Raw genomic sequence first — 24,113 nt, 5'->3', positions numbered from 1 at the left:
CCATGGTCTGCAACTTCCATCTGCGTGCATCTAGAGAAGATGCATTTAAAAATTGAAACAGCCCTTGAAAGCACAAAAGCGGTGCTTTACGTTGATGCTATGCAAAATTCGCCACAGACCGCCATACTGCGTTACGAGCTCGCACCCGGACAGGCCGCAAGGGAGGCCTTGGATGAGACGATGGCCGCCTATGCCGCCATGTTCTCGATGCTCACGGCGGAGACCGCCATCGGCAAGGCCGGTGCCAACCTCGTGACCCTGCACGAACTCGCCTACGAGACGATCAGAACCCGAACGGGGCTTCCGGCACGCATGGTCACACTGGGGCTGCGAGACTTTGCGTCCAGCCTGGGGCGCAAGCCTGCCATTGACCGGCTGCCGCTGGACGAAAAGCTTTTTACCATCAAGGGGCCGACTGATCTCACGGTCGCGACCGTGAGGGGCCGGGTTTCGATACCCTATGATGTCGTCGGCTACAGCAACGGACAACTCGAGGTCTTCAACGCACAGCTTCTGGCAGAAAATGGCAGATATCACATCCTGATCGGCGTCACGCCACACAGCCATCGAACGGAGGGGAATATGATGATGAACGAGAGCATTCTGTCCCGCATGGGGCGCCTTATTGCCGGTCTTGCGAACAATGCCGTCGACAAGGCGGAAGGAAGCAACAAGATCATCGTGGTGGAGCAGGCGCTGCGCGAGATCGCCGAGGCCGCCCAAGAGGCCCGCAACGACATCGGCAAGGCCCGCGCCGAGGAATTCCGCATTCTCAGCCGCCACAAGGAAATTGCCGCGGATATCCAGAGGCTGGAGGAAAAGATCACGGCAGCAGTGGACGCCGGCCGCGATGACCTCGCCAAGGCCGGCGTTGCCCGCCAGATTGATCTGGAATCGCAGCTTGCGGCACTCGACAAGGCAATGGCCGATGTCGAAAGCCAGATAAAGGACGGCCAGCAGGCCCTGCAGGCGGTGCTCGCGACGCAGCGCGAAGTCGAGGCTCGGCTGGTCGAGCTGAAGAGCAGCGCCTCACGCATTGTCGATGAGACGGGGGCGAGCCAGGGCAAGCCGGGCGCGCTCGCCGGCGCAAATCGTGCGGCCGCAGCCATTACCCGCGTCACGGGCGTGCCGGGAAGCGAAACTTCCGCCAGCGCCGAACTGGACGAACTTGACAGGCTGCACCGCGAACGGGCGATCGAGGCAAGGCTTAACGCGTTCAAGGCCAATCGGAACTGACCCCTATGGATCTTTTCCTTTCGCAGGATTCCCTTCCCTTTGCCGTGGCTGCGATCATGCTGTTTGCGCTCGTCGGCATCGAACTGGTCTGCCTGATGATCGGTTTCTCAGTGGGCGAGACGGTCGATAACCTGCTGCCGGACGATCATGGCGACATATCCGGACTGATGTCCTGGCTGAATGTTGGCAGGGTGCCGGTTTTGATCCTGATCATGCTGATGCTTGGGCTGTTCTCGATGGCGGGTTTTGTCATCCAGATTGGCGCCGGCGCGCTCTGGTCTCCGTTGCCGTCAATTGTGGCAAGCCTTGCCGCGCTCGTTCTCGCCTTGCCGGCCGTGCGTGTCTCCAGCCGATGGGTCGCCCGTATCGTGCCGAAGGATGAGACATACGCCGTGGACCTGGCAGATCTGATCGGCCGTATCGGCGAAGTCACCGTCGGTCCGCTCGATCAGGGGCTTCCCGGTCGCGTCAAACTGCAGGACCAGCATGGCAACTGGCACGTGCTGCGCGCCAGGGCCGCCGGTGACCAAGTCCCAATCATGGTTGGCGCGCCGGTGCTTGTCGTTGATCTTGCCTCCGGCGTCTTTCTTGCAATACCGGCCCCGCCGGACCTTCTTTCATCCTAGCGGCACCTATTTCAGGAGTTTCCATGCTTTACGGTCTGTTTTTGCCCGCCCTAGTCGGCGTTGTCCTGATTTGCGGCATCGGCCTGGTCCTTGCCACGCTTTACACCCGCTCCAGCCGTGACGAGGCCTATGTTCGCACCGGCCTCGGCGGTCAGAAGGTCGTATTGGATGGCGGCTCCATCGTGTTGCCGATCTTTCACTCGATCGCCCGGGTGAACCTGAAAACCCTTCGCCTGGAGGTCCGGCGCGGCGAGGGCGATGCTCTGATCACCAAGGACCGCATGCGCGTGGATATCGGCGCTGAATTCTATGTTCGCGTCAAGCCCGATGCATCTTCGATCGCGCTGGCGGCACAGACCCTCGGCAGCCGGACCAATGATGCCGAACAGTTGCGGGTGCTGATCGAGGCCAAGTTCGTCGATGGCTTGCGCTCGGTGGCGGCCACCATGACGCTCGACGCACTACAGGAACAGCGCATGGATTTCGTAAAGGCCGTGCAGGAAGCCGTGGGTGCCGACCTTCAGTCCAATGGACTTGAGCTCGAATCGGTGTCTCTGACCCGCCTCGACCAGACGGACATCAAGCACTTCAACGAAAACAACTTCTTCGACGCACATGGTCTTGCCGCGCTCACCCGGATCACCGAAGGCCGCAAGAAGGAGCGCAACGAAATCGTCCGCGACACTGAAGTGGCCATCGCCCAGAAGGATCTTGAGGCACGCCAGCAGTCGTTGACGATCGAGCGCACGAAACGCGAGGCGGAGCTCAATCAGCAGCGCGACATTGCCAACAAGTCGGCCGCGACGCGGGCGGAGACAGCGCAGCAGGAACAGGCAGCCAAGCGTGCCGAGGAAGAGGCCCGTATCGGCGCCGAACAGGCTATTGCCGAGCGCGAAGCACTGGCAAAGCAGGTGCGAGAGAGCGCCAATATCGACACGACCCGCGCTGTCCAGCAGCGCGACACCGAGGCGCGTCGGGATCTCCAGATCGTCGAACAGGAAAGCGCCATCGCCGTAGCTAACAAGAGCCGCCAGGAATCAGAGGCCAAGGCGGCTGCGGAAACCGCGCGCGCCCTTGCCATTGCCGCAGAGGAAAAGGTCGGCACGGCACGCGCCATCGAAATCGCCGAGCGTGAGCGCCAGATCGCGGTCATCGATGCACGCAAGACCGCCGAGACGGAAGCCACTGCCGTGACGGTCGGTGCCGAGGCGGAAAAGCAGGCGGCTCTCGACAAGGCAGATGCCATCAAGACACTCGCCAATGCCGAAGCGGAAGCCGCCATCATCAATGCCAAGGGCGTGCTGGAGACCGGAAAGGCCAAGGCCCAGAGCGAGGCTCTGCTGAATGAGGCGCGCAACAAGCTGAGTGCAGCCATCATCGAATACGAGATCCTGCGCGAGCGCATCCGCATCATTCCAGAAGCTCTGGCCGAAGCGGTAAAGCCGATCGAGAAGATCTCCGACATCCGTATCTTCGACACCGGGGGAATGCTTGGCAGAGGTGCCGGAGGTGCAGGCTCTGCATCGGGCGGCATCGGCTTGGGCGAAGGCCTGGCCGGCCAGCTATTGTCCTACCAGGCCAACAAGCCTATCCTTGATCAATTGCTGAAGGAGGCCGGCTTCGAGGGTGACAATGCCATTGCATCGCTGATGGGAAGCCTGCATCGGGACCAGGGCGAAAGCAACAAGCCGACCGCGCCTTTGGATGGCGACACGGACGACTGACAATCAGCGCATGGGCATGATGTCCCGACGAGGCTTGCGACCCCGGATATGTCGTCCGGGGGCCGCATCCTGCGAATGTTCCGCTTGCAAACCAGGCCTGCCGGCGTCCTCTGAGCGTGGATATTGTCGCCATCGTGATCTGCGGATTGACTATATACGCTCACGCATAGGATGCCGCTCATGGGCTGCAAAGGACTGCCCCGGCACAAATCTAGACAGGACTTGGCCTGTCTCTGTCTGCGTTATAGCGTTCGCGCAATATCGAATGGGACCAGCAAGGTATGGCCAAGAAAACAACGCTCAACGCGAAGAACCTGGAGGCGCTGGGGACAAAGCGGCTGGCAGAACTTCTGATCGAAATATCGACTGGAAGCGCAGCTCATAAGCGACGCCTGCGCCTGGAACTCGCCGGGGAACAAAGCAGCGCCGAAGTGGCCCGGGAAATTAATAAGCACCTCAGCCGCATACAGCGCGCCCGTAGCTTCATCGACTGGCGAAAGGTCAAGAAGCTGAAAGCGGACCTCGAGACCCAGCGCTTGGCGATTACCGAGAAACTTGAACCTCAAGACCCCGATGAAGCTCTGGAGCTGATCTGGCGGTTTCTGCATCTGTCCGATTCTATTTTTGCCCGTTCCGATGATGGTAGCGGTTCGCTTATTGAGAGTTTTCATGCCGCCTGCGCTGATGCGGGGCGCATCGCAAAGGCATCAAAGACGTCCCCGGAAGCATTGGCCGAAAAGCTATTCCAGGCGCTGCAGGACAATGGCTACGGGCAATATGATCCGCTGATCGAAGAGATGATCCCGGCACTCGGAACTGGCGGACTTGCATGCCTGAAAGAACTGTCAACCCAATGGCTCGACGAGGCCAGACAGGAAAAACCCCGACGGGAGGGCCGGATCATCGGCATGAGCCAGAACGGACCGATTCACGAGGACGAGGTCTATAGCCGTCACGACGGTCTTTCCGCCCACATCGCGCTTGAGGCAATTGCCGATGCAGAGGGCGATGTCGATGCCTATATCGCGCTGCAAACCGAACAGGCCAGGAAGTCACCTGTTATCGCCGCGAGGATGGCCGAGCGGCTGCTGAAGGCCGGCCGAGCGGGAGAAGCTCTGACGCGGCTGGATCAGGCGTCCCCGGAGAAGGGCCGGTCTTTCCCGGTTCTGGAATGGGAGCAGTCACGGGCAGAAGCACTCGAGGCGCTGGGAAGGGCCAATGAGGCGCAACAGTTCAGATGGCGTTGCTTCCAAGCCTTGCTCGAACCGCAGCACCTTCGCGACTATTTGAAACGCCTGCCGGATTTCGATGACATTGAGGCCGAGGAAAAAGCAATGTCCTGGGTCGCGGCCTATCCAGACGTGAATGCGGCTCTGCTGTTCTTCATGGAATGGCCGGCGCGTCGCGAAGCCAATGCACTCACTCTGGATCGACATGCCGAGATCGATGGCAACGATTATGAAATTCTGACACCAGCCAGCGAGGCGTTAAAGGAACGGTATCCGCTTGCGGCGACGCTGCTACTCAGAGCAATGATCGACTTCAGCCTCGAGAACACCCGTTCGAGCCGCTACAAGCATGCAGCGAGGCACCTGATCGAGTGCGAGACCCTGGCATTGCAGATCGATGATTTCGGCTCATACGAGCCACACGATGTTTACCTGGACAAGTTGCAACGCGAACAAGGCGGGAAAACGCGCTTTTGGGCGGCCATGGATCGGCTGTGCTGAGGAAGCTGCGGCAAAAAGGCCCCGCCGATCGCTTCATCAAACCGCCCCCGTCGCAGCCCTCACGCCTACCTGAAGCGAACCATGCTCTTCGTGCCACCGATATGCTCAGATAGTCGCTGTATATACCATTGATTTTCAAATAAAAATCTGGCGGAGAGGGAGGGATTCGAACCCTCGATACGGTTGCCCGTATGCCGCATTTCGAGTGCGGTGCATTCGACCACTCTGCCACCTCTCCATAAAGTGCCGTGGTCTTGCGTTGTGACGCGGGGTGTCTCTTAGCGGGCAAAGCGCGCTCTTGCAAGGGTCATGATTGCAGTTTTTGCGCGGTCTGGCCTTCTGGAGGGGCCATGGTCATCTTTCGCACCTGGGCCTTCCTCAAAGGTCAGCCTGGTCGTGGACACAGGAGCGCGGTCAAAGCCGGCATATCCTTCAAGACCGGCCATGATTTTGCCTTAACTCAGGATAGATAATCCTCCAGATTTCGCCTCCAGCGTGTCGAAGAAGCACGCAGCGAAGGGTGCGCCTTGACCATCCGGCATGAATGCGGCCTTGCCCGTTCATCCGGCTCTCGTGAAGGAGCGAATGCGTGTTGAACAAGAGACTGTTGTCCACCGTTGCATTGGGGTTCATGCTGCTGTCCGGTCCAGCCTTCGCGGCCGGTGCCGCCGACGTCCGGCAGGAGGCGACGGCGTCGACCATGGCGGCCAACAAGGCAGTGCTGGAGGCGCTGCCATTTGACGATACCGGCGATTTTGCCGATGCCAGCAGGGGGCTGATTGCGCCGCTGCCCGAAGGCCCGCTCAAGAATGCCTCCGGCATCACCGTATGGGATCCGGCCGAATTCGATTTCGTGAAGGAGGGCAGCAAGGCTCCCGCCACGGTCAATCCGAGCCTCTGGCGGCAATCTCAGCTGGTCAACATGGCCGGCTTGTTCGAGGTCACCGACGGCATCTATCAGGTCCGCAACCAGGACCTCTCCAACATGACGATCATCGAAGGCGACGAGGGCATCACCATCGTCGATCCGCTGATCTCATCCGAAACCGCCAAGGCGGCGCTGGACCTTTATTACAAGGAGCGCGGCGAAAGGCCGGTCAAGGCCGTGATCTACTCCCACAGCCATGTCGACCATTATGGCGGCGTGCGCGGCGTCATCAGCGAGGATGACGTCAAGGCCGGCAAGGTCAAGGTCTACGCGCCCGCAGGCTTTCTCGATGCCGCGATCGCGGAAAACGTCATGGCCGGCAATGCCATGAGCCGGCGCGCATCCTACATGTATGGTGCGCTCCTGCCGGCAGATGCCAAGGGCCAGGTGGGCGCAGGTCTCGGCATGACCACGTCGGATGGCGGCGAGGTGACGTTGATCGCGCCCACCGATACGATCTCCAGCGATGGGCAGAAAGAGGTCATCGACGGACTGACCTATGATTTCATGCTCGCGCCCGGCTCCGAGGCGCCGTCGGAAATGCTGTGGTATATCGAGGAGAAGAAGGCGATCGAGGCGGCCGAGGACATTACCCACACGCTGCACAACACCTATTCCCTGCGCGGCGCCAAGACCCGGGATCCGCTCGCCTGGTCGAAATATATCAACGCCGCCAAGACCCGCTGGGGCGGGGAGGCGGAGGTGATGTTTGCCCAGCACCACTGGCCGACCTTCGGCAATGACAACATCAACAAGCTGTTGACCAGCCAGCGCGATCTCTACCGTTACATCAACGATCAGACGCTTCATCTCGTCAACCAGGGCTATACCAAGCGCGAGATTGCCGAACAGGTGGAATTGCCGCCGGCCCTTGCCGATGTCTGGGCCAATCGCGGCTATTACGGCTCGCTCTATCACGATGTCGCCGCGACGTATGATTTCTATCTCGGCTGGTTTGACGGCAACCCCGCAACGCTGCACGAACTGCCGCCAACCGAAGCGGCGAAGAATTATGTCGACTACATGGGCGGGGCCGAAGCGGTTCTCGAAAAGGCGCAGCAATCCTATGAGGATGGCAAGTATCGCTGGGTGGCGCAGGTGGTCAATGATGTGATCTTTGCGGATCCGACCAATGAGAAGGCGAAGGCGCTGCAGGCCAATGCGCTGGAACAGCTCGGCTATCAGGCCGAATCCGGGCCCTGGCGCAATTTCTATCTGACAGGCGCCCAGGAGCTTCGAAACGGCATTGCCGATCTGCCGGTCGCAAACAGCGTCAGTCCGGACACGATCCGCGCGATGGATCCGGACATGCTGTTCGACTATCTCGCCATTCTGATCGATGCCGGAAAGGCCGGAACGGCGAGCGCGACCTATAATGTCGATTTCGGCGGCGAGGACGGCAGCTACCTGCTCGAGCTTTCGAACGGCACGCTGAACCATACGGCGGGCGTCACCGCGCCGGATGCAGACGTCACGGTCAAGCTCAGCCGGGACACGCTGTCCAGCCTGATTCTCAAGCAGGAGACCGTGGATCAGGCGATCGAGAAGGGCGACCTCTCCTTCGATGGCGACCGGGAGGCCGTGAAGACGCTGCTCGGCTATGTCGAAGTGCCGGATTTCTGGTTCAACATCGTCACGCCGTAGCCCGTTTGCCTTGGCTCCCCTGCCCAGGGAAAACCCAATCCGGGCAGGGGAGATGGTGCCGGCGCTGCGGGCAGACACCGCGCGGCAGAAAATGGCGCGCCAAGCCCCTTGTTTATTGACTTCCGATCAACTCTGGCGTAAGCACGCTGCCGGACGCGTGTGTCTTCATGGCGCGCGCATGTTCGGGGGCTTGCTCCCGTTTCACCGGCAGACCGGGTTTTGAAAAGAATTTCTCTTCGAACTCGCTGCTTTAACCAGACTGACAAAAAGACGGTCGCACGCCTTTCGGGCGCGCAGAACCGGGCGAGAACATGAAAGGTCAAAATATGTTCGCAGTCATCAAGACCGGCGGTAAACAGTACCGCGTCAACGCCGATGATGTCATCACCATCGAAAAGCTCGATGGCGATCAAGGCGCAAAGATTGAATTTGCTGAAGTGCTCATGGTCGGCGAAGGCGCTGACGCCACGATCGGCGCTCCCTTCGTCAAGGGCGCGCTCGTCAAGGCGGAAGTTGTCGAGCAGACCCGCGGCAAGAAGGTCATCGCCTTCAAGAAGCGTCGTCGCCAGAACTCCAAGCGTTCGCGCGGCCATCGTCAGCATCACACGGTCGTAAAGATCACCGACATCGTCGCCGGTTGATCGTTAGAGCAGATTTCGAAGGTTTAAAGGAGAACTCCAATGGCACACAAAAAAGCTGGCGGTTCCTCGCGCAACGGTCGCGATTCTGAATCCAAGCGCCTTGGCGTAAAGAAGTTCGGTGGCGAGAACGTCATTCCGGGCAACATCATCATTCGTCAGCGCGGCACCAAGTGGCATCCCGGCGACAATGTCGGCATGGGCAAGGACCACACCATTTTTGCGAAGATCGAAGGCAACGTGACATTCCGCGCGCGCGGCAATGGCCGCATGTATGTGTCCGTGGCCCCGAAACAGGCCGAAGCAGCGGAATAAGCCGGAACGCTTTAAAACAGCCGGCGTCTCATTGACCCGGCTTGAAATTTCAGGTCACCCGACCTGGGTTTTGAAGAGAGAAGGGAAGATGGGACGCCACCATCTTCCCTTCTTTCGTTTCAAACCCAGGAAAGGACTGAGAAAATGCAAAGGGATCTACAAAGGGAGAGCCAATCCCGGCTTTCCAGAGAGCGGCTAAGGCCGGATAGTCAAAGGCGGGATTGCCCCGTTCTTCTGTCGCAACGGCTCGTCCTGAGAGCCCCGCACGAAGATGACATTGACGCCATTGCCCATCTCGCCAACAACGAAAAAATCGCGACCATGGTGTCGCGCATGCCGCATCCCTATTCCGTGACAGATGCCGCCAGTTTCGTGGAGCGAACGAAAGAGGGCGCGATTGGCAATTGCGTCTATGCCATCACCAAGGCCGACAACGGCGAATTCCTCGGCTGCTGCGGGATCGAGAACATTCCGCACGAGGAGGATGTCGTCGAGATCGGCTATTGGCTGGGCGAGCCCTATTGGGGCCACGGCTACACCACCGAGGCGGTTCAGGTTCTGATCGACATGATCTTCCGCACCCGCAGCGAAGTCGACCATATCGATGCGCGGTGCCGGGTCGTCAATGCCAGTTCCAGGCGGGTGCTGCACAAGTGCGGCTTCCAGTTCCAGGGTCCGGGCATGGTCCAGTCGCTCGCCGTCGGCAGCGCGGTTGCGGTCGAGTGGTACCGGCTCGAACGGCGCAACTGGATGTCGCTGAAGAGCTGGGGAGGCCAGCGATGAGCGCGGTGGCCGAATTGCTCGGCCCCTGCCGCGTCATCGAGACGCCGAGGCTGCAGCTGCGTCGGGTCCGCGCCGGCGATGCCGAACGGATCGCAAGCCTGCTTGGCGATCCCGATGTCACCCGCATGCTCGCCCGTGTTCCCGGCACATTCACGCTCGAAGACGCGGTCGAGTGGCTCGATCAGGTCGGTTATGACGATAACTGGCCCATGGCGATCACCCAGCCGGGTGATGGCGTGCCGATCGGGCTCGTCTCGATCGAGCGGCGGCAGGGCGGCTATCATCTCGGTTACTGGCTTGGCCGCTATTACTGGAACCGCGGCTTCATGAGCGAGGCGGTGTCGGGCCTGGCGGAACGCTTTTTCGAAGAGACGGCGGCGACGCTCCATTCCGGCGCGTTCTCCGACAACCCGGCCTCGCTGAAGGTGTTGCAGCGGCTCGGCTTCAAGGTCACCGGCCAGCGCGACATATGGTCGGTGAGCCGCGGCCGCATGACCCAGGAGATCACCACCGCGCTGACGCCGGCGACGTTTCAACCGTATCGGTTTTGATAATTGGCCGGGCCGTTCAGGCGGCCCGGCTTCACCCACGAAAATAACGATAATCTTTGACCTTCGCCCGCATGGCCTATATCGATGCGGCAATCACTCAAACTGAAGCGACCGAACGATGAAATTTCTCGATGAGGCAAAAGTCTATATCCGCTCCGGCGATGGCGGGGCAGGATCGGTGTCGTTTCACCGCGAGAAGTTCATCGAGTTCGGTGGACCGGATGGCGGTGACGGCGGGCGCGGCGGCGACGTCTGGATCGAGGCCGTCAACGGCCTCAACACGCTGATCGATTTCCGCTTCCAGCAGCATTTCAAGGGCGCGACCGGTGGACACGGCATGGGCCGCAACCGCACCGGCGCCAAGGGCGAGAGCGTGACCCTGAAGGTGCCGGTCGGCACCCAGGTCTTCGAGGAAGACAAGGAAACGCTGATCTGCGATCTGACCGAGGAAGGCGCGCGCTACCGGCTTGCCGCCGGCGGCAATGGCGGCTTCGGCAACGCCCATTTCAAGTCTTCCACCAACCAGGCGCCCCGCTGGGCCAATCCCGGCCTTGAGGGCGAGGAAAAGACGGTCTGGCTCAAGCTGAAGCTGATTGCCGATGCCGGTCTCGTCGGCCTGCCCAATGCCGGCAAGTCGACCTTTCTTGCAACCGTCACCCGCGCCCGGCCGAAGATCGCCAACTACCCCTTCACCACGCTCCACCCCAATCTGGGCGTTGCCAGCATTGACGGGCGCGAGATCATTCTGGCCGATATTCCCGGCCTGATCGAGGGCGCGCATGAGGGGGTCGGCATCGGCGACCGTTTCCTCGGCCATGTCGAGCGCACCCGCGTTCTCCTCCATCTGGTCTCGAGCCTGGAGGAGGATGTCGCCTCCGCCTACCGGACGGTGCGCAAGGAGCTTGAGGCCTATGATCCCGAGCTCGGCGAGAAGCAGGAGATCGTGGCGCTGTCGCAGATCGATATCCTCGATGACGAGGCATTGAAAGAGAAGAAGAAGGCGCTGGAAAAGGAAAGCGGCGGCCCGGTTCACGCCATTTCCGCCATTGCCCAGACCGGCATGACCGAAGTGCAGCGTGAACTGGCGAGCGTGATCCGCGCCGAAGAGGCCCGTCTCGGCGTGACCGCGCCCGAGCCGACGGAAGACAAGGGCCGCCACGACAAGTGGGAGCCCTGACATGAGCGGGCGGGTGATGGCCCATTACCGCCGGATCGTCATCAAGATCGGTTCGGCGCTTCTCGTTGATGGAAAGACCGGGCTGAAGCGTGCCTGGCTCGACCGGCTTTCGGATGATATCGCAGCGCTGAAGCGCGACGGCGTCGAGGTGCTCGTGGTCTCCTCGGGCGCCATTGCGCTCGGACGCACGGTGCTCAAGGTGCCCGCGGGCGCGCTGAAGCTTGAAGAGGCGCAGGCCGCCGCCGCCGTTGGCCAGATCGGCCTTGCCGGGGCCTGGACCGAAAGCCTGAAGGCGCACGATATCGTCGCCGGTCAGATCCTGCTGACGCTGCAGAACACCGAGGAGCGGCGGCAATATCTCAATGCCCGCGCCACGCTGCGACAATTGCTGAAGGTCGGCGCCGTGCCGATCATCAACGAGAACGACACGATCGCCACCAGCGAAATCCGTTACGGCGACAATGACCGGCTCGCCGCCCGCGTCGCCACCATGATCGGCGCGGACCTTCTGGTGCTGCTGTCGGACATTGACGGGCTCTACACCGCTCCGCCGCATCTCGATCCCAATGCTCGGTTTCTTGCCGAAATTCCGGCGATCACGCCCGAGATCGAGGCCATGGCCGGCGGCGCGGCCTCGGAGCTTTCGCGCGGCGGCATGCGCACCAAGGTCGAGGCCGGAAAGATCGCCACCGGTTCCGGCTGCGCGATGATCATTGCGTCGGGCAAGATCGACCATCCGCTGCGGGCGATCGCCGAGGGCGCGCGTCATTCGATCTTCCATGCGTCGAGCACGCCGGTCAGCGCGCGCAAGACCTGGATTGCCGGCCAGCTTCTGCCCGCCGGTACGATCCATATCGATGACGGTGCGGCGGCCGCCCTCAAGCGCGGCAACAGCCTGCTTGCGGCCGGCGTCACCGGCGTCGACGGGCATTTTTCGCGCGGCGATACCGTCGCCATCGTCAATCAGCAGGGCGGCGAGATCGCCCGCGGGCTTTCCGGCTATGACAGCGACGAGGCCCGGATGATTGCAGGTCAGAAATCCACCGGCATCGAGGCAATCCTCGGCTATCCCGCCCGCGCGGCGATGGTCCACCGCGACGATCTCGTGATGTCGGTGCAGAAACGGGAAGGATCGGCCCATGCCTGATCACGATGTGAAAACCGTCATGGCCGATCTCGGCCGCCGCGCCCGCAAGGCAGCAGGCGCGCTCGCGATCGCGTCGACGGATACCAAGAACAGGGCTCTTCTGGCGATGGCCGATGCGATCGAGGCGAACAGCGCCGCGATCCTCGCCGCCAATGCCGACGATGTCGCCCGCGCCAAAGACAACGGGATCACCGGTTCCTTCATCGACCGGCTGGAGCTCAACGGCGACCGCATCAAGGCGATGGCAGACGGTATCCGCGCCATTGCGGCACTGGCAGATCCGGTCGGTGATGTGATCGCCGCCTGGGATCGGCCCAACGGGCTTGCCATCGAGCGGGTGCGCACGCCGCTTGGCGTGATCGGCGTGATCTATGAAAGCCGGCCCAATGTGACGGCCGATGCCGGCGCGTTGTGTCTCAAGGCCGGCAATGCGGTGATCCTGCGCGGGGGTTCGGATTCGGCGCTGTCTGCGGCCGAAATTCATGCAGCGCTTTCCGAAGGCCTTGCAAAGGCGGGGCTTCCCGAAGACGCGATCCAGATCGTGCCGACCACGGACCGCGCTGCCGTTGGCGAAATGCTCTCCGGCCTTTCCGGCAATGTCGATGTCATCGTGCCGCGCGGCGGCAAGAGCCTTGTTGCCCGGGTGCAGTCGGAAGCGCGCGTGCCGGTATTCGCCCATCTGGAAGGGCTTTGCCATATCTATGTCGACAAGTCCGCAGACCTCGACATGGCCCGCGCGATCGTCGTCAACGCCAAGATGCGCCGCACCGGCATCTGCGGGGCCGCCGAAACCCTGCTGATTGACCGCGCTGCCGCCGACACCTTCGCAGCGCCCCTGATCGAGGCGCTGGAAGCAAAGGGCTGCCTGGTGCGGGTCGACCATGATATGATCGACTATGCGAAGGGCCGCGAAGAAGCGAATGAGGAAGACTGGTCCACCGAATATCTCGACGCCATCATCGCGGTGAAGCTGGTCGATGGTATTTCGGGTGCGATCGCGCATATAGGAAAATATTCGTCCCATCATACCGAAGCGGTGATCGCCGAGGATCCCGCTGTCGTTGCCCGCTTCTTCAACGAGATCGATTCCGCGATCCTCCTGCACAATGCCTCGACCCAGTTCGCCGATGGCGGCGAGTTCGGCATGGGCGCCGAGATCGGCATTGCCACCGGCAAGATGCATGCGCGCGGGCCGGTCGGCGTCGAACAGCTCACCTCGTTCAAATATCTGGTCCGCGGCAGTGGCCAGACCCGGGCCTGACGGCGTGAGGACAGTCGCGCGCCGCCATCTCGTGATGCCTCCAACGGCACCCGGCATGACCATCGGCCTTTACGGCGGGTCCTTCAATCCGCCCCATGAAGGCCATGCGCTGGTGGCAAGGCTTGCCATCCAGCGGCTGGGGCTCGACCGGCTGTGGTGGCTGGTGACGCCCGGAAACCCGCTGAAAAGCGGCAATGGCCTTGCCCCTCTTGGCGAAAGGCTCAAGCTTTCGGAGGCCATCGCCAGCGATCCGCGCATCATCGTCACCGCGCTCGAACAGGGGCTCGGCACGGCCTATACTGCGCGCACCATCGAGCATATCCTGCGCCGCCACAAGGGCGTCCGCTTTGTCTGGATCATGGGCGCCGACAATCTCGGTTCTTTCCACCGATGGCAGGAGTGGCGCAGGATTGCCGCAAGCGTGCCGATCGCGGTGATCGACCGGCCCGGCGCGACGCTCACTTATCTGTCCTCGAAGGCAGCACGAACGCTGGACCGGGCGCGGGTCAGCGAGCGCGATGCGCAATTGCTGGCCTATATGCGCCCGCCTGCCTGGACATTCATCCATGGCCCGCGCTCGAACCAGAGCTCCACGCTGTTGCGGGGCGGACGATGAGGCTTTCGATCATCGACCATGTCACCGATCCGGGACGGCAAGGCGGTGAAAGCGATGACCGCTTCGGGTGGAACGATCACAGCGTCTATGTGATCGATGGCGCGACGGGCATTGCCGGGCGGCAGGTTATGGCGGGCTTTTCCAGCGATGCCGCCTGGCTTGCCGATCTCGCCGCCCGCCGTTTCGGCGCGGCCGGACCTTCGACGGCGATCGAGACGGTGCGTGCGATCAATTCCGAAGCGCGGGACATCTATTGCGCCAGGGCAGGCGCGGGTGATCTTCCGCGCTATGCCTGGCCTGCCGCCGCCTTCCAGATGCTGAGCGTCGAGGGCCGCAGGCTGATTGCCTACGGGCTTGGCGATTGCCGGCTGTTTCTGCAGAGAGAAACGGACGGCGCGCTGTTCGAGACCACGGCGCTGAAGGGCAGCCGCGATGCCGAGATCGAGGCGGCCCGCCGCCATCTTGAACGCATCGGCGGGTTTCAGGGGGCCGCCGATATCGCGGGCGATGACGAGACCATGGCGGCGCTGAGAGCAGGCCGCAGCCGCCACAACACGCCGGATGGCCGGGTGTTCACGCTCGGTCTGGTGCCCGAGGCTGCGGATCGCGTGGTGCGGGAGGAGGTGGCGCTTGACGGCGCCGTGCGCGGACTTGTCTGTTCGGATGGCTTTGCCGCGCTCACCGACAATTACGGCGCCTATTCTGCCGCGGAACTGATCGAAGCGGCCTTCGACGGCGGGCTCAAGCCGCTTCTGGAAAGGCTCCGCCGGATCGAGCGGCTGGAAGACAGCGAAGGCCGGAAATTCCCGCGCTACAAGGTCAGCGACGATGCGACCGCCATCGCCTTTCGTCTGATGCCTTAGGGCATCGTGTAATTCTTGTGCCGAAAACTCTTGCACACGGCCCGCTTTGACATCATTTTCAGGGAAGCGGCGCGTCATGTCGGTGCGTCGCATTCCGTGCTTGTTCCAGATGAAAGGAAGAACACTGACAACATTGCACGCCAAGGGCGCCGATCTGGCGCCTCAGAGCAGGAAGAGCGGCGTTTCGTCCGCAGATCAGGCTCTTGCCACCGTCCTCGCCAGCCTTGAGGATTCGAAGGCTGAAGATATCGTGACCATCGACATCAGGGGCAAATCGGCGCTGGGCGACCACATGGTGGTCGTATCCGGACGTTCGAGCCGTCACGTGATGGCGATCTGCGATCATCTGGTGAAGGATATCAAGCATTCCGGAACGGACGCGCCCAAGGTCGAAGGTCAGGAGACCGGCGATTGGGTTCTGATCGATTCCGGCGATGTGATCGTCCATGTTTTCAGGCCGGAAGTCCGCGAATTCTACAACATCGAGAAGATGTGGTCGGCGCCTGAGATGAACGAGGCACGCCTGCACTAGCCCTTGCTGGTTGCCGGCGTGATGTGCCCGAACGGACCGCTGGATGCCTGAGGCACCCGGCAGGGCGGTTGTTGCGGGCTGAAAGACGAGACACATGCAGATCGGCATTTTCGCGGTCGGACGCCTGAAATCCGGACCGGAAAAGGAACTTGTCGCGCGCTATCTGGACCGGCTCAAGAAGACCGGCAAGGCGCAGGGGCTCGATTTCACCCGCGTCACCGAGGTCAATGAAAGCCGCGCCGGCAATGCCGCAACCCGAAAGCGCGAGGAAGCGGCGGCGCTCGAAAACGCGATTTCCTCCGATACCGTTCTGGTGCTGCTCGACGAGAACGGCAAATCCTTCGACAGCGTCGGCTTTGCCGGGCAGATCGAGAAGTTCCGCGATGCCGGCAAGCGCGAGATGATCTTCGCGATCGGCGGCGCCGACGGCCTTGATCCGGCCCTTGCCGCGCGCGCCGATCTGACGATCAATTTCGGCGCGATGACGTGGCCGCACCAGATCGTGCGCATTCTTCTGGCCGAACAGCTCTACCGCGCGGTCACGCTCATGTCGGGGCACCCCTATCACCGCGTCTGAGATGTGGCGCAGGCGGTTGCCTTTGAGACGATGTCTCGGTCATCAAAATATTGTGTGTTCGTGCGGCGTTGTTGTTTCGTTAACCTGAAGGCGCTCTAAATCCGGTTTTCCTCGCACGGAATGTCCATGTCTGCGACCACGGCCAGATCATTGCGGATTGTGCTTGCCCTCGGCCTTGCGGCCGGGGCGATTGCGCTGCCCGCCGCGGCCGAGGAGGCAAGTGCGGATTCCACGGAACTCGTGGATCAGCTGAGCAATGAGCGTTCCGACAAGAAGATCGAGCTTGACCAGATCGAAACCGCGATCACGCTGTCGAAGGACAAGATCACGGCGCTTCAGGGCGAGATCGACAAGCTCTCGGGTGACACGGCAGGCCTCAAGCAGGCGCTTGTCGCTTCTGCCGACCGCAGACGCCAGCTGGAAGACCAGATCGTTTCCGCCGAGACCCGCCTTGCCGCGCTGCGCGCGAATGAAGATGCGTTGAAGGCATCCTTGAATGCGGAGCGCGATGTGCTGGCGGATGTGCTGGCGGCGCTGCAGCGCATGGGCCGCGATCCGCCGCCCGCGCTGCTGGTTGCGCCCGGCGATGCGCTCGATTCCGTCAGGAGCGCCATCCTGCTGAACGGGGTCGTGCCGGAGATGCGCGGCCGCATGGAGAGCGTGCTTGCCGATCTGACCGAACTGCGGGACGTCAAGGCTGCACAGATCGAGGCGCGCGACGGGCTTGCGGGCGATCTCGACAGCCTTGCCGAGGAAAGCCGGCGGATGGATCTGCTGATTGCCGAAAACGAGAAGGCGGGTGCTGCAAGCGCCGAGGCGCTGGAGGCGGAGCGCCGCCAGGCCGAGCTGCTTGCCGCGCGCGCGACCGACCTCAACGGGTTGATCGCAAGCCTCGAAACCGAAATCACATCGGCGCGCAATGCCGCCCTCCTTGCCCGTCAGGAAGAGGAAAAGCGCCGCCAGATGAGCGAGGCGCAGCAGGCGGAGGCGCGTCAGCGTGCGCTGTCATCGACGCCCGATAAAAACCGCATTGCGCCCGCATATCCATTTTCCGATCTCAAGGGCCGCCTGGTCCTGCCTGTCTCGGGCGATATCCTGCGCCGTTACGGCGACCCCGATGGCACCGGTCACACGGCAAGCGGCATCACGATCGCAGCCCGGCCCGGCGCGCTGGTGAGCGCACCGGCCGATGCGACGGTGGTTTACGCGGGGCGGTTCAGAAGTTACGGAGAGATGGTCATCCTCAATGTCGGCGACGGCTACCATGTCGTCATGACGGGACTGGATGATCTGAAGGTGCACCAGGGCGATTTCGTCTTCTCCGGCGAGCCGCTCGCCGAAATGGGCACCACACGGATCGCAAGCGCTGCTACAATGGCGCTGGAAACGGACAGGCCGACGCTCTACATTGAGTTGCGACACGATGGGAAGCCGGTCGATTCTCAACCCTGGTGGGTGGACAATACTGATGGAAAGGCACGCAATGATACGTAGGGCAACGCTTCTGCTGGCTGGCGCCGTGATCGGCGCCTCGGCGACCGGCATTCTGGTTTCAGCCGATATACCGGCGCGCGCGGCCAGCGATGATTCGACCTATCGCGAGATGTCGCTGTTCGGCGATGTCTTCGAGCGGGTCCGCAGTCAGTATGTCTCGCCGCCCGATGAGGAAAAGATGATCCAGGATGCCATCAACGGCATGCTGGGCGGCCTTGATCCGCATTCGAGCTACATGACGGCCGAGGAATCGGAAGACATGCGCGACCAGTCGAAGGGCGAATTCGGCGGCCTTGGCATCGAAGTCACCATGGAGGACGAAGTCGTCAAGGTGGTGGCCCCGATCGATGACACGCCCGCTTCCAATGCCGGCGTGCTTGCCGGCGACAAGATTGTCGAGATCGACGGCGAAAGCGTGCATGGCATGTCGCTCAATGATGCCGTCGACCGCATGCGCGGCGAGGTGGGCGAGCCCATCGACATCACCATCCTGCGCGAAGGCGTGGCCAAGCCCATTGAAATGACGATCGTGCGCGGTGTCATTCCGGTGCAGTCGGTGAAGTGGCGCGTCGAAAACGACGATATCGGCTATATCCGCCTGACCACCTTCATGAACGAGAAGCTCGACGACAGCCTGCTCGAGGCGATCGCCGAGATCAAGAAGGAGGTCCCGGAGGACAAGCTCAAGGGCTATATCCTCGACCTGCGCCTGAACCCCGGCGGCTTCCTCAACCAAGCCGTTGCCGTTGCCGATACCTTCCTCGACGAAGGCGAGGTGGTTTCCACCCGCGGCCGCAATGCCAGCGAGACCCGCCGTTTCGATGCGGGACCGGGCGATGTGACCGATGGCAAGCCTCTGATCGTGCTCGTCAATGGCGGCTCGGCCTCGGCATCCGAAATTGTTGCAGGCGCGCTGCAGGATCTGAAGCGGGCGACGCTGGTCGGCACCCGCACATTCGGCAAGGGCTCGGTCCAGACGATCGTTCCGCTCGGCGCCGAAGGCTCGCTGCGGCTGACGACGGCGCTCTATTACACGCCGTCGGGCACCTCCATCCAGGGCACCGGCATCAGCCCGGACATCATCGTTGAGCAGGTTCTGCCAGAAGACCTTGAAGGCTTGATCCGTCCGGAAGGCGAATCCGCCCTGCGCGGCCATATCCAGGGCGACAAGGAAACCGATGAGGGCTCCGGCTCCGTTGCCTATGTTCCGCGGGAAACAAAGGACGATGTGCAGCTCAAATATGCAATCGACCTGCTTGAAGGCACGATCCAGAACGATGCCTTCCCCGCCGATCCGGAAAAAGCCGTAAAGGAACTGCAGGCCGCCAAGGCGCCGGCAGAGCCGGAACAGGAAATGGAAGAGGCCCACTGAGGCATTCTCGCTAGATCAAAGGCCGGGCTCGCCCCGGCCTTCTTCTTTTCCGGCAGGCCGGCCGGGGGCGCCTCCGGCCGTTCCGCGCTGGCTGCAGGCGCGGCGGCGGTTCCGGACGGGCTCAGGGCGAGGGAACCAATCTCATGGCCGCTGCATTGACCACGTTGATGCCTTGCCAAGGCAGACGAATCCCTTCACTTTCCCCATCCTCCCTCCTTCACGGGCAAGGAAAACGATTTGCGCTACGCCATCTATTTCACCCCCGCCATCGACCATCCGCTGACGATCGCCGCGAGCCGCTGGCTCGGCTATGACGTTTTTTCCGGCGAGGAAAGGCCGTTTCCGGACGATGTCGCGCTGCCGGCAGGACGGATGAGCACGGTGACGGCCGCCGCCGCCCGCTACGGCTTCCATGCCACGCTGAAGGCGCCGTTCACACTTGCCGGCAACACCACGCCCGCAGCGCTTGAGGCGGCGTTCGATGTGTTCTGCCGCAGGCAGCATGCCGTGCGCCTGCCCGAAATCACCCTTGCCAGGCTCGGCAAGTTTTACGCGCTTGTTCCCTCACAACCAAGCGATCCGCTGCAGGACCTTGCCGAAAGCGTCGTGCGGTATTTCGAGCCGATGCGGGCGCCCCTGTCGGTCGAGGACATCGCCCGCCGAAAGCCCGAGACGCTCACCGAGAACGAACGTCACAATCTGGAGCAATGGGGCTATCCCTACGTCTTCGACGATTTCCGCTTCCACATGACGCTTACCGGGCCTGTCACCGGCACGGACACGCATGCCGTCGAGACCGCAATCAAGACCTATTTCGCGCCCTTCATCGGCAAGCCGCTCGACATTTCCGGGCTTGGTCTGTTCATCGAGGAACGGCGCGGTGCACCGTTTGTCATTCGCCGCTGGCAGGAGCTGACCGGTGGCAATGCGGAGGAAACTGCGTGATGAGCAAGGAAACCATTCTGACCAATGCGCGCATCGTGCTTGAGGACGAAATCCTGATGGGCACGGTGGTCGCGCGCGACGGCGTGATCGTCGACATCGACACCGGAAAGAGCGAGCACGGCGAGGATATGGAAGGCGATTACGTCCTCCCCGGCCTGATCGAGCTCCACACCGACCATCTGGAAGGCCATTATGCGCCGCGCCCCGGCGTGCGCTGGGACAAGATTGCCGCAGTGCAGGCGCATGATGCCCAGATCATTTCCTCCGGCATTACCACGGTGTTCGATTGCCTGCGCATGGGCTCGGACGAGACCGACGGCTTCGATCTCGGCGAGATGCGCGACATGGCCGATGCGATCGAGCAGGCCGAGCGGGAAACGCGGCTGAAGGCGCAGCATTTCCTGCATTTGCGGTGTGAGGTCTCCGCCGCCAATGTGATGGAGCATTTTGCAGGCTTCGAGAACGATCCGCATGTCAAGATGGCGTCATTGATGGACCATGCGCCCGGTCAGCGTCAGTTTACCGATCTCGAGCAGTACGAGCTGTTCTACAAGCCGAAACGCGGCATGAATGACGAGGCGTTCAAGGCCTTCGTCGCTGAGAGGGTAGCCCAGTCCGAACGCTATTCCGCGCGCCACCGCCAGATGATCTCCGACCATTGCGCCGCACGCGGCATCGCCGTTGCAAGCCACGACGACGCTACGGTCGCGCATGTGGAGGAGGCGATCGGCCACGGCGTTGCCGTTGCCGAATTCCCCACGAGTTTCGAGGCCGCGAAGGCCTCGCACAAGGCTGGACTTTCGGTGCTTATGGGCGCGCCGAACGTGGTGCGCGGCAAGTCGCATTCCGGCAATATCGCCGCACGCGACCTTGCGAGCGCCGATGTGCTTGATCTTCTGTCCTCCGACTATGTGCCATCGAGCCTGCTTTATGCGCCGTTTCTCCTTGCCGATACGATCGAGACGGTAACGCTGCCGCGTGCAATCCGCATGGTGACGGCGACATCGGCCAGGGCGGTTGGCCTTGATGACCGTGGGCGGATCGCGCAAGGTCTGCGCGCCGATTTCGTGCGGGTCTTCCGCCCATCCGGTGCGCCTGTGGTCCGGTCCGTCTGGCGGTCCGGAAAACGGGTGGCGTGAGCGATGCGGGGGAGGGTGATCGTCATCGTCGGCCCCAGCGGTGCGGGCAAGGACAGCCTGATCAACCACGTGGCCGCGCGGCTTTCCGGTCACCCGCGTTTTGCGGTGGTGCGTAGGGTGATCACGCGCCATAGCGATGGCGCAACCGAAGTTCATGATACAATGACGCCCGAAGCCTTTGCCGCCGAGAAGGCCGCAGGCGGCTTTGCGGTCTCCTGGTGCGCTCATGGGCTTCATTATGGCATCCCCGTCGAGCACCGTAGTTTTGTCGAGAAGGGTGGCGTGGCGCTCTGCAACGGATCGCGCAAGGCGCTCGGCGCATTCCGTGCAGCCTTTGCCGACCTCACCATCGTCAATGTCACCGCCAGGCCGGAGATCCTCGCCGCGCGGCTCAATGCGCGGGGACGCGAAAGCGGCGACGAGATCACCGCCCGTCTCGCCCGCTCCACGCTTGCCGTCCACGACGATTTCGATGCGGTGACGATCGACAATTCGGATGCGCTCGAGGTTGCCGGAGAAGCGCTGGTGGCACTCATTCAAGGCTTCCTCGACCGGCAGCCTGACGGAAAACGCGGCACGGCCTGAGGGCGCTACCGGCTTCCAGCCAGCTGTTTTCTCCTGCCTCGCATTCAGCGACGATCGCCTGCTGGACGGCGTTGATCGACGCCTTTATCGGGCCGTTTCTGCCCATTTTCGCTCATCGTTAAGTGCTTGACAGCTCTCGGCAATCGGGGAGGGCAAGGTGATGCGCGTAAAAATTTATCATAATAAATACTTGTCAATTACAGATTCTTCATAATTAATTAAGGTAACCACCAACGAAGGAGAACCGCCAGATGAAACGCATCCTCGCAGCCTCGCTGGCTGCCGCGTCGCTCGCATTCGGCGCACCGGCGATGGCACAGACGCCACCCAACGTGCTGATTGTCGGTCAGATCGCCGAACCGAAATCGCTCGATCCCGCAACCGACACCGCCGTCAACGACTTCCGCATCCTCGTCAACATGTATGACGGCCTGGTGCGCTACAAGGACGGCACGCTCGAAGTCGAGCCGGCGCTTGCGGAAAGCTGGGACATCTCCGAGGACGGCAAGACCTATACGTTCAAGCTGCGCGAGGGCGTAAAATTCCACGACGGTTCGGATTTCAACGCCGAGGCGGTGAAGTTCAACTTCGACCGCATGCTGAACGAAGACAGCGAATATTACGACACCGGACCGTTCCCGCTGGCCTTCTTCTTCTCCTCGATCGACACGGTCGAGGTGGTTGATGACATGACGGTGAAGTTCGCGCTGACCGAGCCCTATGCTCCGTTTCTTTCGAACCTCGCCTATCCGACAGGTTTGATCGTATCGCCGGAAGCGGTGAAGGAATATGGCAAGGATTTCGGCCGCCACCCGTCCGGTACCGGCGCCTTCAAGTTCGAGGAGTGGGATCCGAACGCCAAGGTCGTGGTGTCGAAGAACGCCGATTACTGGGACGGCGCGCCGCCGCTTGAGGCTGTCGTGTTCCGCCCGATCACCGATGCTAATACCCGTGTTGCCGAAATGCTCTCGGGTGGTCTTGATGTGATGGTCGAGGTGCCGCCGGATGCGCTGCAGCAGTTTTCCGGCAATGACAATTACCAGGTCTACGAGCAGGCCGGACCGCATGTCTGGTTCCTGATCCTGAACACCAAGGATGGCGTCTTCGCCGACAAGAAGATCCGTCAGGCGGTCAATTACGCGATCAACAAGGAAGCGATCGTCAACGACATCCTGCAGGGCACGGCCGATGTTGCCGCAGGCCCGACGCCGCCGGCGTTCGCCTGGGCGTATGACGACAGCCTGTCGCCTTACCCCTACGACCCGGAAAAGGCGAAGGCGCTCCTGGAAGAAGCCGGCTATGACGGTTCCGAGCTGACCTTCTACGTCACTGAAGGCGGTTCGGGCATGCTGGAGCCGCAGGCGATGGCCACCCAGATCCAGGCCGACCTCCAGGCCGTTGGCGTTCCGGTCAAGATCGAGACCTATGAGTGGAACACCTTCCTCGGCAAGGTGAACCCCGGTCTCGAAGGCAAGGCCGACATGGCCGAAATGGCCTGGATGACCAACGACCCGGACACGCTGCCCTATCTGGCGCTGCGCTCCGAGGCCTTCCCCGACAAGGGCGGCTTCAACTCCGGCTACTATTCCAACCCGGATGTCGACACGCTTCTCGAACAGGCCCGGACCTCCACCGATCAGGCCGAGCGCGCTGAACTCTACAAGAAGATGCAGGCGATCGTGCAGGAAGACGCTCCGTGGGTGTTCGTCGCCAACTGGAAGCAGAACGCCGTCACCAAGGCGAGCGTCGAAAACTTCAAGCTCCAGCCGTCCTTCTTCCTGCAGCTGCAGAAGGTGGCGAAGCCGAACTGATCGGGCGGCTGCCCAAGCGCCCGGATTGGCGACAAACCTGTCCAGTGTTCGGGCGCTAACCTGTCCTCTTGACGGGCGTCATCCTCGGGCCTGTCCCGAGGATCTAATCCCCTCTCCATGCGAGCGGAGTCCATGGTCAGTCAGCAAGGCAGTTCCTTCTGACCTTTTCTGACCCGAAACGCCAATCGTACTGGTACGTGCTTAGACCCTCGGGACAAGCCCGAGGGTGACGACAGAGAGCGGGGCAGGCCTCGTCGCAGGGCTGCGCTGCTTGCTCCCCATATTCTCTCCCGCTTGCGGGAGAGATGCCCCGAAAGGGGCAGTGAGGGTGATGCAGCGTATCGGATCGGATCGTGAGGCCGTTCGTGGGGAGACACTCTCCCCTCACTGTCGCTTTCGCGACATCTCTCCCCTCCGGG

The 24,113-nt window shown here is 61.9% G+C and carries 22 protein-coding genes and 1 tRNA gene; 22 read left to right on the top strand and 1 reads right to left on the bottom strand.

The window, feature by feature from the left end:
* Window positions 1-99: 99 nt before the first annotated feature.
* From HPQ62_RS13675 to HPQ62_RS13660, 4 genes are all read left to right on the top strand, one after another.
* Window positions 100-1,236: a PspA/IM30 family protein gene (locus tag HPQ62_RS13675; protein WP_174803125.1), complete on the top strand. Its 1,137-nt coding sequence runs from the start codon at window positions 100-102 to the stop codon at window positions 1,234-1,236.
* A 5-nt stretch (window positions 1,237-1,241) separates the two neighbouring features.
* Window positions 1,242-1,862, top strand: coding sequence for an OB-fold-containig protein (locus HPQ62_RS13670; protein WP_174803124.1), 621 nt, complete (start codon window positions 1,242-1,244; stop codon window positions 1,860-1,862).
* Window positions 1,863-1,885: 23 nt separating this feature from the next.
* Window positions 1,886-3,586: a flotillin family protein gene (locus HPQ62_RS13665; protein ID WP_174803123.1), complete on the top strand. Its 1,701-nt coding sequence runs from the start codon at window positions 1,886-1,888 to the stop codon at window positions 3,584-3,586.
* A gap of 281 nt (window positions 3,587-3,867) precedes the next feature.
* A complete protein-coding gene (locus HPQ62_RS13660; protein ID WP_174803122.1) occupies window positions 3,868-5,316 on the top strand; it encodes a DUF6880 family protein in 1,449 nt (482 codons plus the stop codon).
* Between the two features lie 148 nt (window positions 5,317-5,464).
* Here HPQ62_RS13660 and HPQ62_RS13655 read toward each other — a convergent pair.
* A tRNA-Ser gene (locus HPQ62_RS13655) sits at window positions 5,465-5,554 on the bottom strand.
* Window positions 5,555-5,905: 351 nt separating this feature from the next.
* Here HPQ62_RS13655 and HPQ62_RS13650 point away from each other — a divergent pair.
* The 18 genes from HPQ62_RS13650 (at window position 5,906) to HPQ62_RS13565 (ending at window position 23,694) form a co-directional block, all read left to right on the top strand.
* Window positions 5,906-7,888 carry an alkyl/aryl-sulfatase gene (locus HPQ62_RS13650; RefSeq protein WP_342343715.1) on the top strand — a complete coding sequence of 661 codons (1,983 nt, stop codon included), beginning with the start codon at window positions 5,906-5,908 and terminating at the stop codon, window positions 7,886-7,888.
* A 326-nt stretch (window positions 7,889-8,214) separates the two neighbouring features.
* Window positions 8,215-8,529, top strand: a complete 315-nt coding sequence (gene rplU / locus HPQ62_RS13645) for a 50S ribosomal protein L21 (protein WP_174803270.1) — start codon at window positions 8,215-8,217, stop codon at window positions 8,527-8,529.
* Window positions 8,530-8,568: 39 nt separating this feature from the next.
* Window positions 8,569-8,841 (top strand): 50S ribosomal protein L27, encoded by a 273-nt coding sequence (gene rpmA, locus HPQ62_RS13640; RefSeq protein WP_174803121.1) that lies wholly within the window; start codon window positions 8,569-8,571, stop codon window positions 8,839-8,841.
* Between the two features lie 144 nt (window positions 8,842-8,985).
* Window positions 8,986-9,624 carry a GNAT family N-acetyltransferase gene (locus HPQ62_RS13635; protein WP_174803120.1) on the top strand — a complete coding sequence of 213 codons (639 nt, stop codon included), beginning with the start codon at window positions 8,986-8,988 and terminating at the stop codon, window positions 9,622-9,624.
* Window positions 9,621-10,175: a GNAT family N-acetyltransferase gene (locus HPQ62_RS13630; protein WP_174803119.1), complete on the top strand. Its 555-nt coding sequence runs from the start codon at window positions 9,621-9,623 to the stop codon at window positions 10,173-10,175. The genes HPQ62_RS13635 and HPQ62_RS13630 overlap by 4 nt, the downstream gene beginning before the upstream one ends.
* A 118-nt stretch (window positions 10,176-10,293) precedes the next feature.
* Window positions 10,294-11,352, top strand: a complete 1,059-nt coding sequence (obgE, locus tag HPQ62_RS13625; RefSeq protein ID WP_174803118.1) for a GTPase ObgE — start codon at window positions 10,294-10,296, stop codon at window positions 11,350-11,352.
* A gap of 1 nt (window position 11,353) precedes the next feature.
* Window positions 11,354-12,499 carry a glutamate 5-kinase gene (gene proB, locus HPQ62_RS13620; RefSeq protein WP_174803117.1) on the top strand — a complete coding sequence of 382 codons (1,146 nt, stop codon included), beginning with the start codon at window positions 11,354-11,356 and terminating at the stop codon, window positions 12,497-12,499.
* Complete coding sequence (locus tag HPQ62_RS13615; RefSeq protein WP_174803116.1) at window positions 12,492-13,760, top strand: glutamate-5-semialdehyde dehydrogenase; 1,269 nt, start codon at window positions 12,492-12,494, stop codon at window positions 13,758-13,760. The genes proB and HPQ62_RS13615 overlap by 8 nt, the downstream gene beginning before the upstream one ends.
* Before the next feature lie 34 nt (window positions 13,761-13,794).
* A complete protein-coding gene (locus tag HPQ62_RS13610) occupies window positions 13,795-14,376 on the top strand; it encodes a nicotinate-nucleotide adenylyltransferase (RefSeq protein ID WP_174803269.1) in 582 nt (193 codons plus the stop codon).
* A complete protein-coding gene (locus tag HPQ62_RS13605; protein ID WP_174803115.1) occupies window positions 14,373-15,239 on the top strand; it encodes a hypothetical protein in 867 nt (288 codons plus the stop codon). Before HPQ62_RS13610 ends, HPQ62_RS13605 begins: the two co-directional genes overlap by 4 nt.
* A 109-nt stretch (window positions 15,240-15,348) precedes the next feature.
* Complete coding sequence (gene rsfS, locus HPQ62_RS13600) at window positions 15,349-15,771, top strand: ribosome silencing factor (RefSeq protein WP_174803114.1); 423 nt, start codon at window positions 15,349-15,351, stop codon at window positions 15,769-15,771.
* A 94-nt stretch (window positions 15,772-15,865) separates the two neighbouring features.
* On the top strand, window positions 15,866-16,348 hold the full coding sequence (rlmH, locus tag HPQ62_RS13595) for a 23S rRNA (pseudouridine(1915)-N(3))-methyltransferase RlmH (protein ID WP_174803113.1): 483 nt from the start codon (window positions 15,866-15,868) through the stop codon (window positions 16,346-16,348).
* Window positions 16,349-16,474: 126 nt separating this feature from the next.
* Entirely contained in the window at window positions 16,475-17,842 is a 1,368-nt protein-coding gene (locus tag HPQ62_RS13590; protein WP_174803112.1) for a murein hydrolase activator EnvC family protein, read from the top strand.
* The gene (locus HPQ62_RS13585; protein WP_174803111.1) at window positions 17,832-19,214 is read left to right on the top strand and encodes a S41 family peptidase; all 1,383 of its coding nucleotides are present in this window, start codon (window positions 17,832-17,834) and stop codon (window positions 19,212-19,214) included. The genes HPQ62_RS13590 and HPQ62_RS13585 overlap by 11 nt, the downstream gene beginning before the upstream one ends.
* Window positions 19,215-19,451: 237 nt before the next feature.
* On the top strand, window positions 19,452-20,159 hold the full coding sequence (locus HPQ62_RS13580) for a DUF1045 domain-containing protein (RefSeq protein WP_174803110.1): 708 nt from the start codon (window positions 19,452-19,454) through the stop codon (window positions 20,157-20,159).
* Window positions 20,159-21,298, top strand: a complete 1,140-nt coding sequence (locus HPQ62_RS13575; RefSeq protein WP_174803109.1) for an alpha-D-ribose 1-methylphosphonate 5-triphosphate diphosphatase — start codon at window positions 20,159-20,161, stop codon at window positions 21,296-21,298. Before HPQ62_RS13580 ends, HPQ62_RS13575 begins: the two co-directional genes overlap by 1 nt.
* Window positions 21,299-21,301: 3 nt before the next feature.
* Entirely contained in the window at window positions 21,302-21,883 is a 582-nt protein-coding gene (phnN, locus tag HPQ62_RS13570) for a phosphonate metabolism protein/1,5-bisphosphokinase (PRPP-forming) PhnN (RefSeq protein WP_174803108.1), read from the top strand.
* A 251-nt stretch (window positions 21,884-22,134) separates the two neighbouring features.
* A complete protein-coding gene (locus tag HPQ62_RS13565) occupies window positions 22,135-23,694 on the top strand; it encodes an ABC transporter substrate-binding protein (protein WP_174803107.1) in 1,560 nt (519 codons plus the stop codon).
* The last annotated feature ends 419 nt before the right edge of the window (window positions 23,695-24,113 follow it).

Origin of the sequence: Martelella limonii (assembly GCF_013344475.1) — a bacterium.
Taxonomy (GTDB): Bacteria; Pseudomonadota; Alphaproteobacteria; order Rhizobiales; family Rhizobiaceae; genus Martelella; species Martelella limonii.
Note: the sequence above shows the minus strand (reverse complement) of the source record. Positions and strands in the feature narration are given on the sequence as shown.

Excerpts from the sequence above, each read along its gene's own strand:
- HPQ62_RS13610 (WP_174803269.1), top strand. The coding sequence starts at position 13,795 with ATGCCTCCAACGGCACCCGGCATGACCATCGGCCTTTACGGCGGGTCC.
- HPQ62_RS13670 (WP_174803124.1), top strand. The coding sequence starts at position 1,242 with ATGGATCTTTTCCTTTCGCAGGATTCCCTTCCCTTTGCCGTGGCTGCG.
- proB (WP_174803117.1), top strand. The coding sequence starts at position 11,354 with ATGAGCGGGCGGGTGATGGCCCATTACCGCCGGATCGTCATCAAGATC.
- HPQ62_RS13575 (WP_174803109.1), top strand. The coding sequence starts at position 20,159 with ATGAGCAAGGAAACCATTCTGACCAATGCGCGCATCGTGCTTGAGGAC.
- HPQ62_RS13665 (WP_174803123.1), top strand. The coding sequence starts at position 1,886 with ATGCTTTACGGTCTGTTTTTGCCCGCCCTAGTCGGCGTTGTCCTGATT.
- rsfS (WP_174803114.1), top strand. The coding sequence starts at position 15,349 with ATGAAAGGAAGAACACTGACAACATTGCACGCCAAGGGCGCCGATCTG.
- obgE (WP_174803118.1), top strand. The coding sequence starts at position 10,294 with ATGAAATTTCTCGATGAGGCAAAAGTCTATATCCGCTCCGGCGATGGC.
- HPQ62_RS13615 (WP_174803116.1), top strand. The coding sequence starts at position 12,492 with ATGCCTGATCACGATGTGAAAACCGTCATGGCCGATCTCGGCCGCCGC.
- HPQ62_RS13585 (WP_174803111.1), top strand. The coding sequence starts at position 17,832 with ATGATACGTAGGGCAACGCTTCTGCTGGCTGGCGCCGTGATCGGCGCC.
- HPQ62_RS13590 (WP_174803112.1), top strand. The coding sequence starts at position 16,475 with ATGTCTGCGACCACGGCCAGATCATTGCGGATTGTGCTTGCCCTCGGC.
- rpmA (WP_174803121.1), top strand. The coding sequence starts at position 8,569 with ATGGCACACAAAAAAGCTGGCGGTTCCTCGCGCAACGGTCGCGATTCT.
- HPQ62_RS13630 (WP_174803119.1), top strand. The coding sequence starts at position 9,621 with ATGAGCGCGGTGGCCGAATTGCTCGGCCCCTGCCGCGTCATCGAGACG.
- HPQ62_RS13635 (WP_174803120.1), top strand. The coding sequence starts at position 8,986 with ATGCAAAGGGATCTACAAAGGGAGAGCCAATCCCGGCTTTCCAGAGAG.
- rlmH (WP_174803113.1), top strand. The coding sequence starts at position 15,866 with ATGCAGATCGGCATTTTCGCGGTCGGACGCCTGAAATCCGGACCGGAA.
- rplU (WP_174803270.1), top strand. The coding sequence starts at position 8,215 with ATGTTCGCAGTCATCAAGACCGGCGGTAAACAGTACCGCGTCAACGCC.
- HPQ62_RS13605 (WP_174803115.1), top strand. The coding sequence starts at position 14,373 with ATGAGGCTTTCGATCATCGACCATGTCACCGATCCGGGACGGCAAGGC.
- HPQ62_RS13675 (WP_174803125.1), top strand. The coding sequence starts at position 100 with ATGCAAAATTCGCCACAGACCGCCATACTGCGTTACGAGCTCGCACCC.
- phnN (WP_174803108.1), top strand. The coding sequence starts at position 21,302 with ATGCGGGGGAGGGTGATCGTCATCGTCGGCCCCAGCGGTGCGGGCAAG.
- HPQ62_RS13660 (WP_174803122.1), top strand. The coding sequence starts at position 3,868 with ATGGCCAAGAAAACAACGCTCAACGCGAAGAACCTGGAGGCGCTGGGG.
- HPQ62_RS13565 (WP_174803107.1), top strand. The coding sequence starts at position 22,135 with ATGAAACGCATCCTCGCAGCCTCGCTGGCTGCCGCGTCGCTCGCATTC.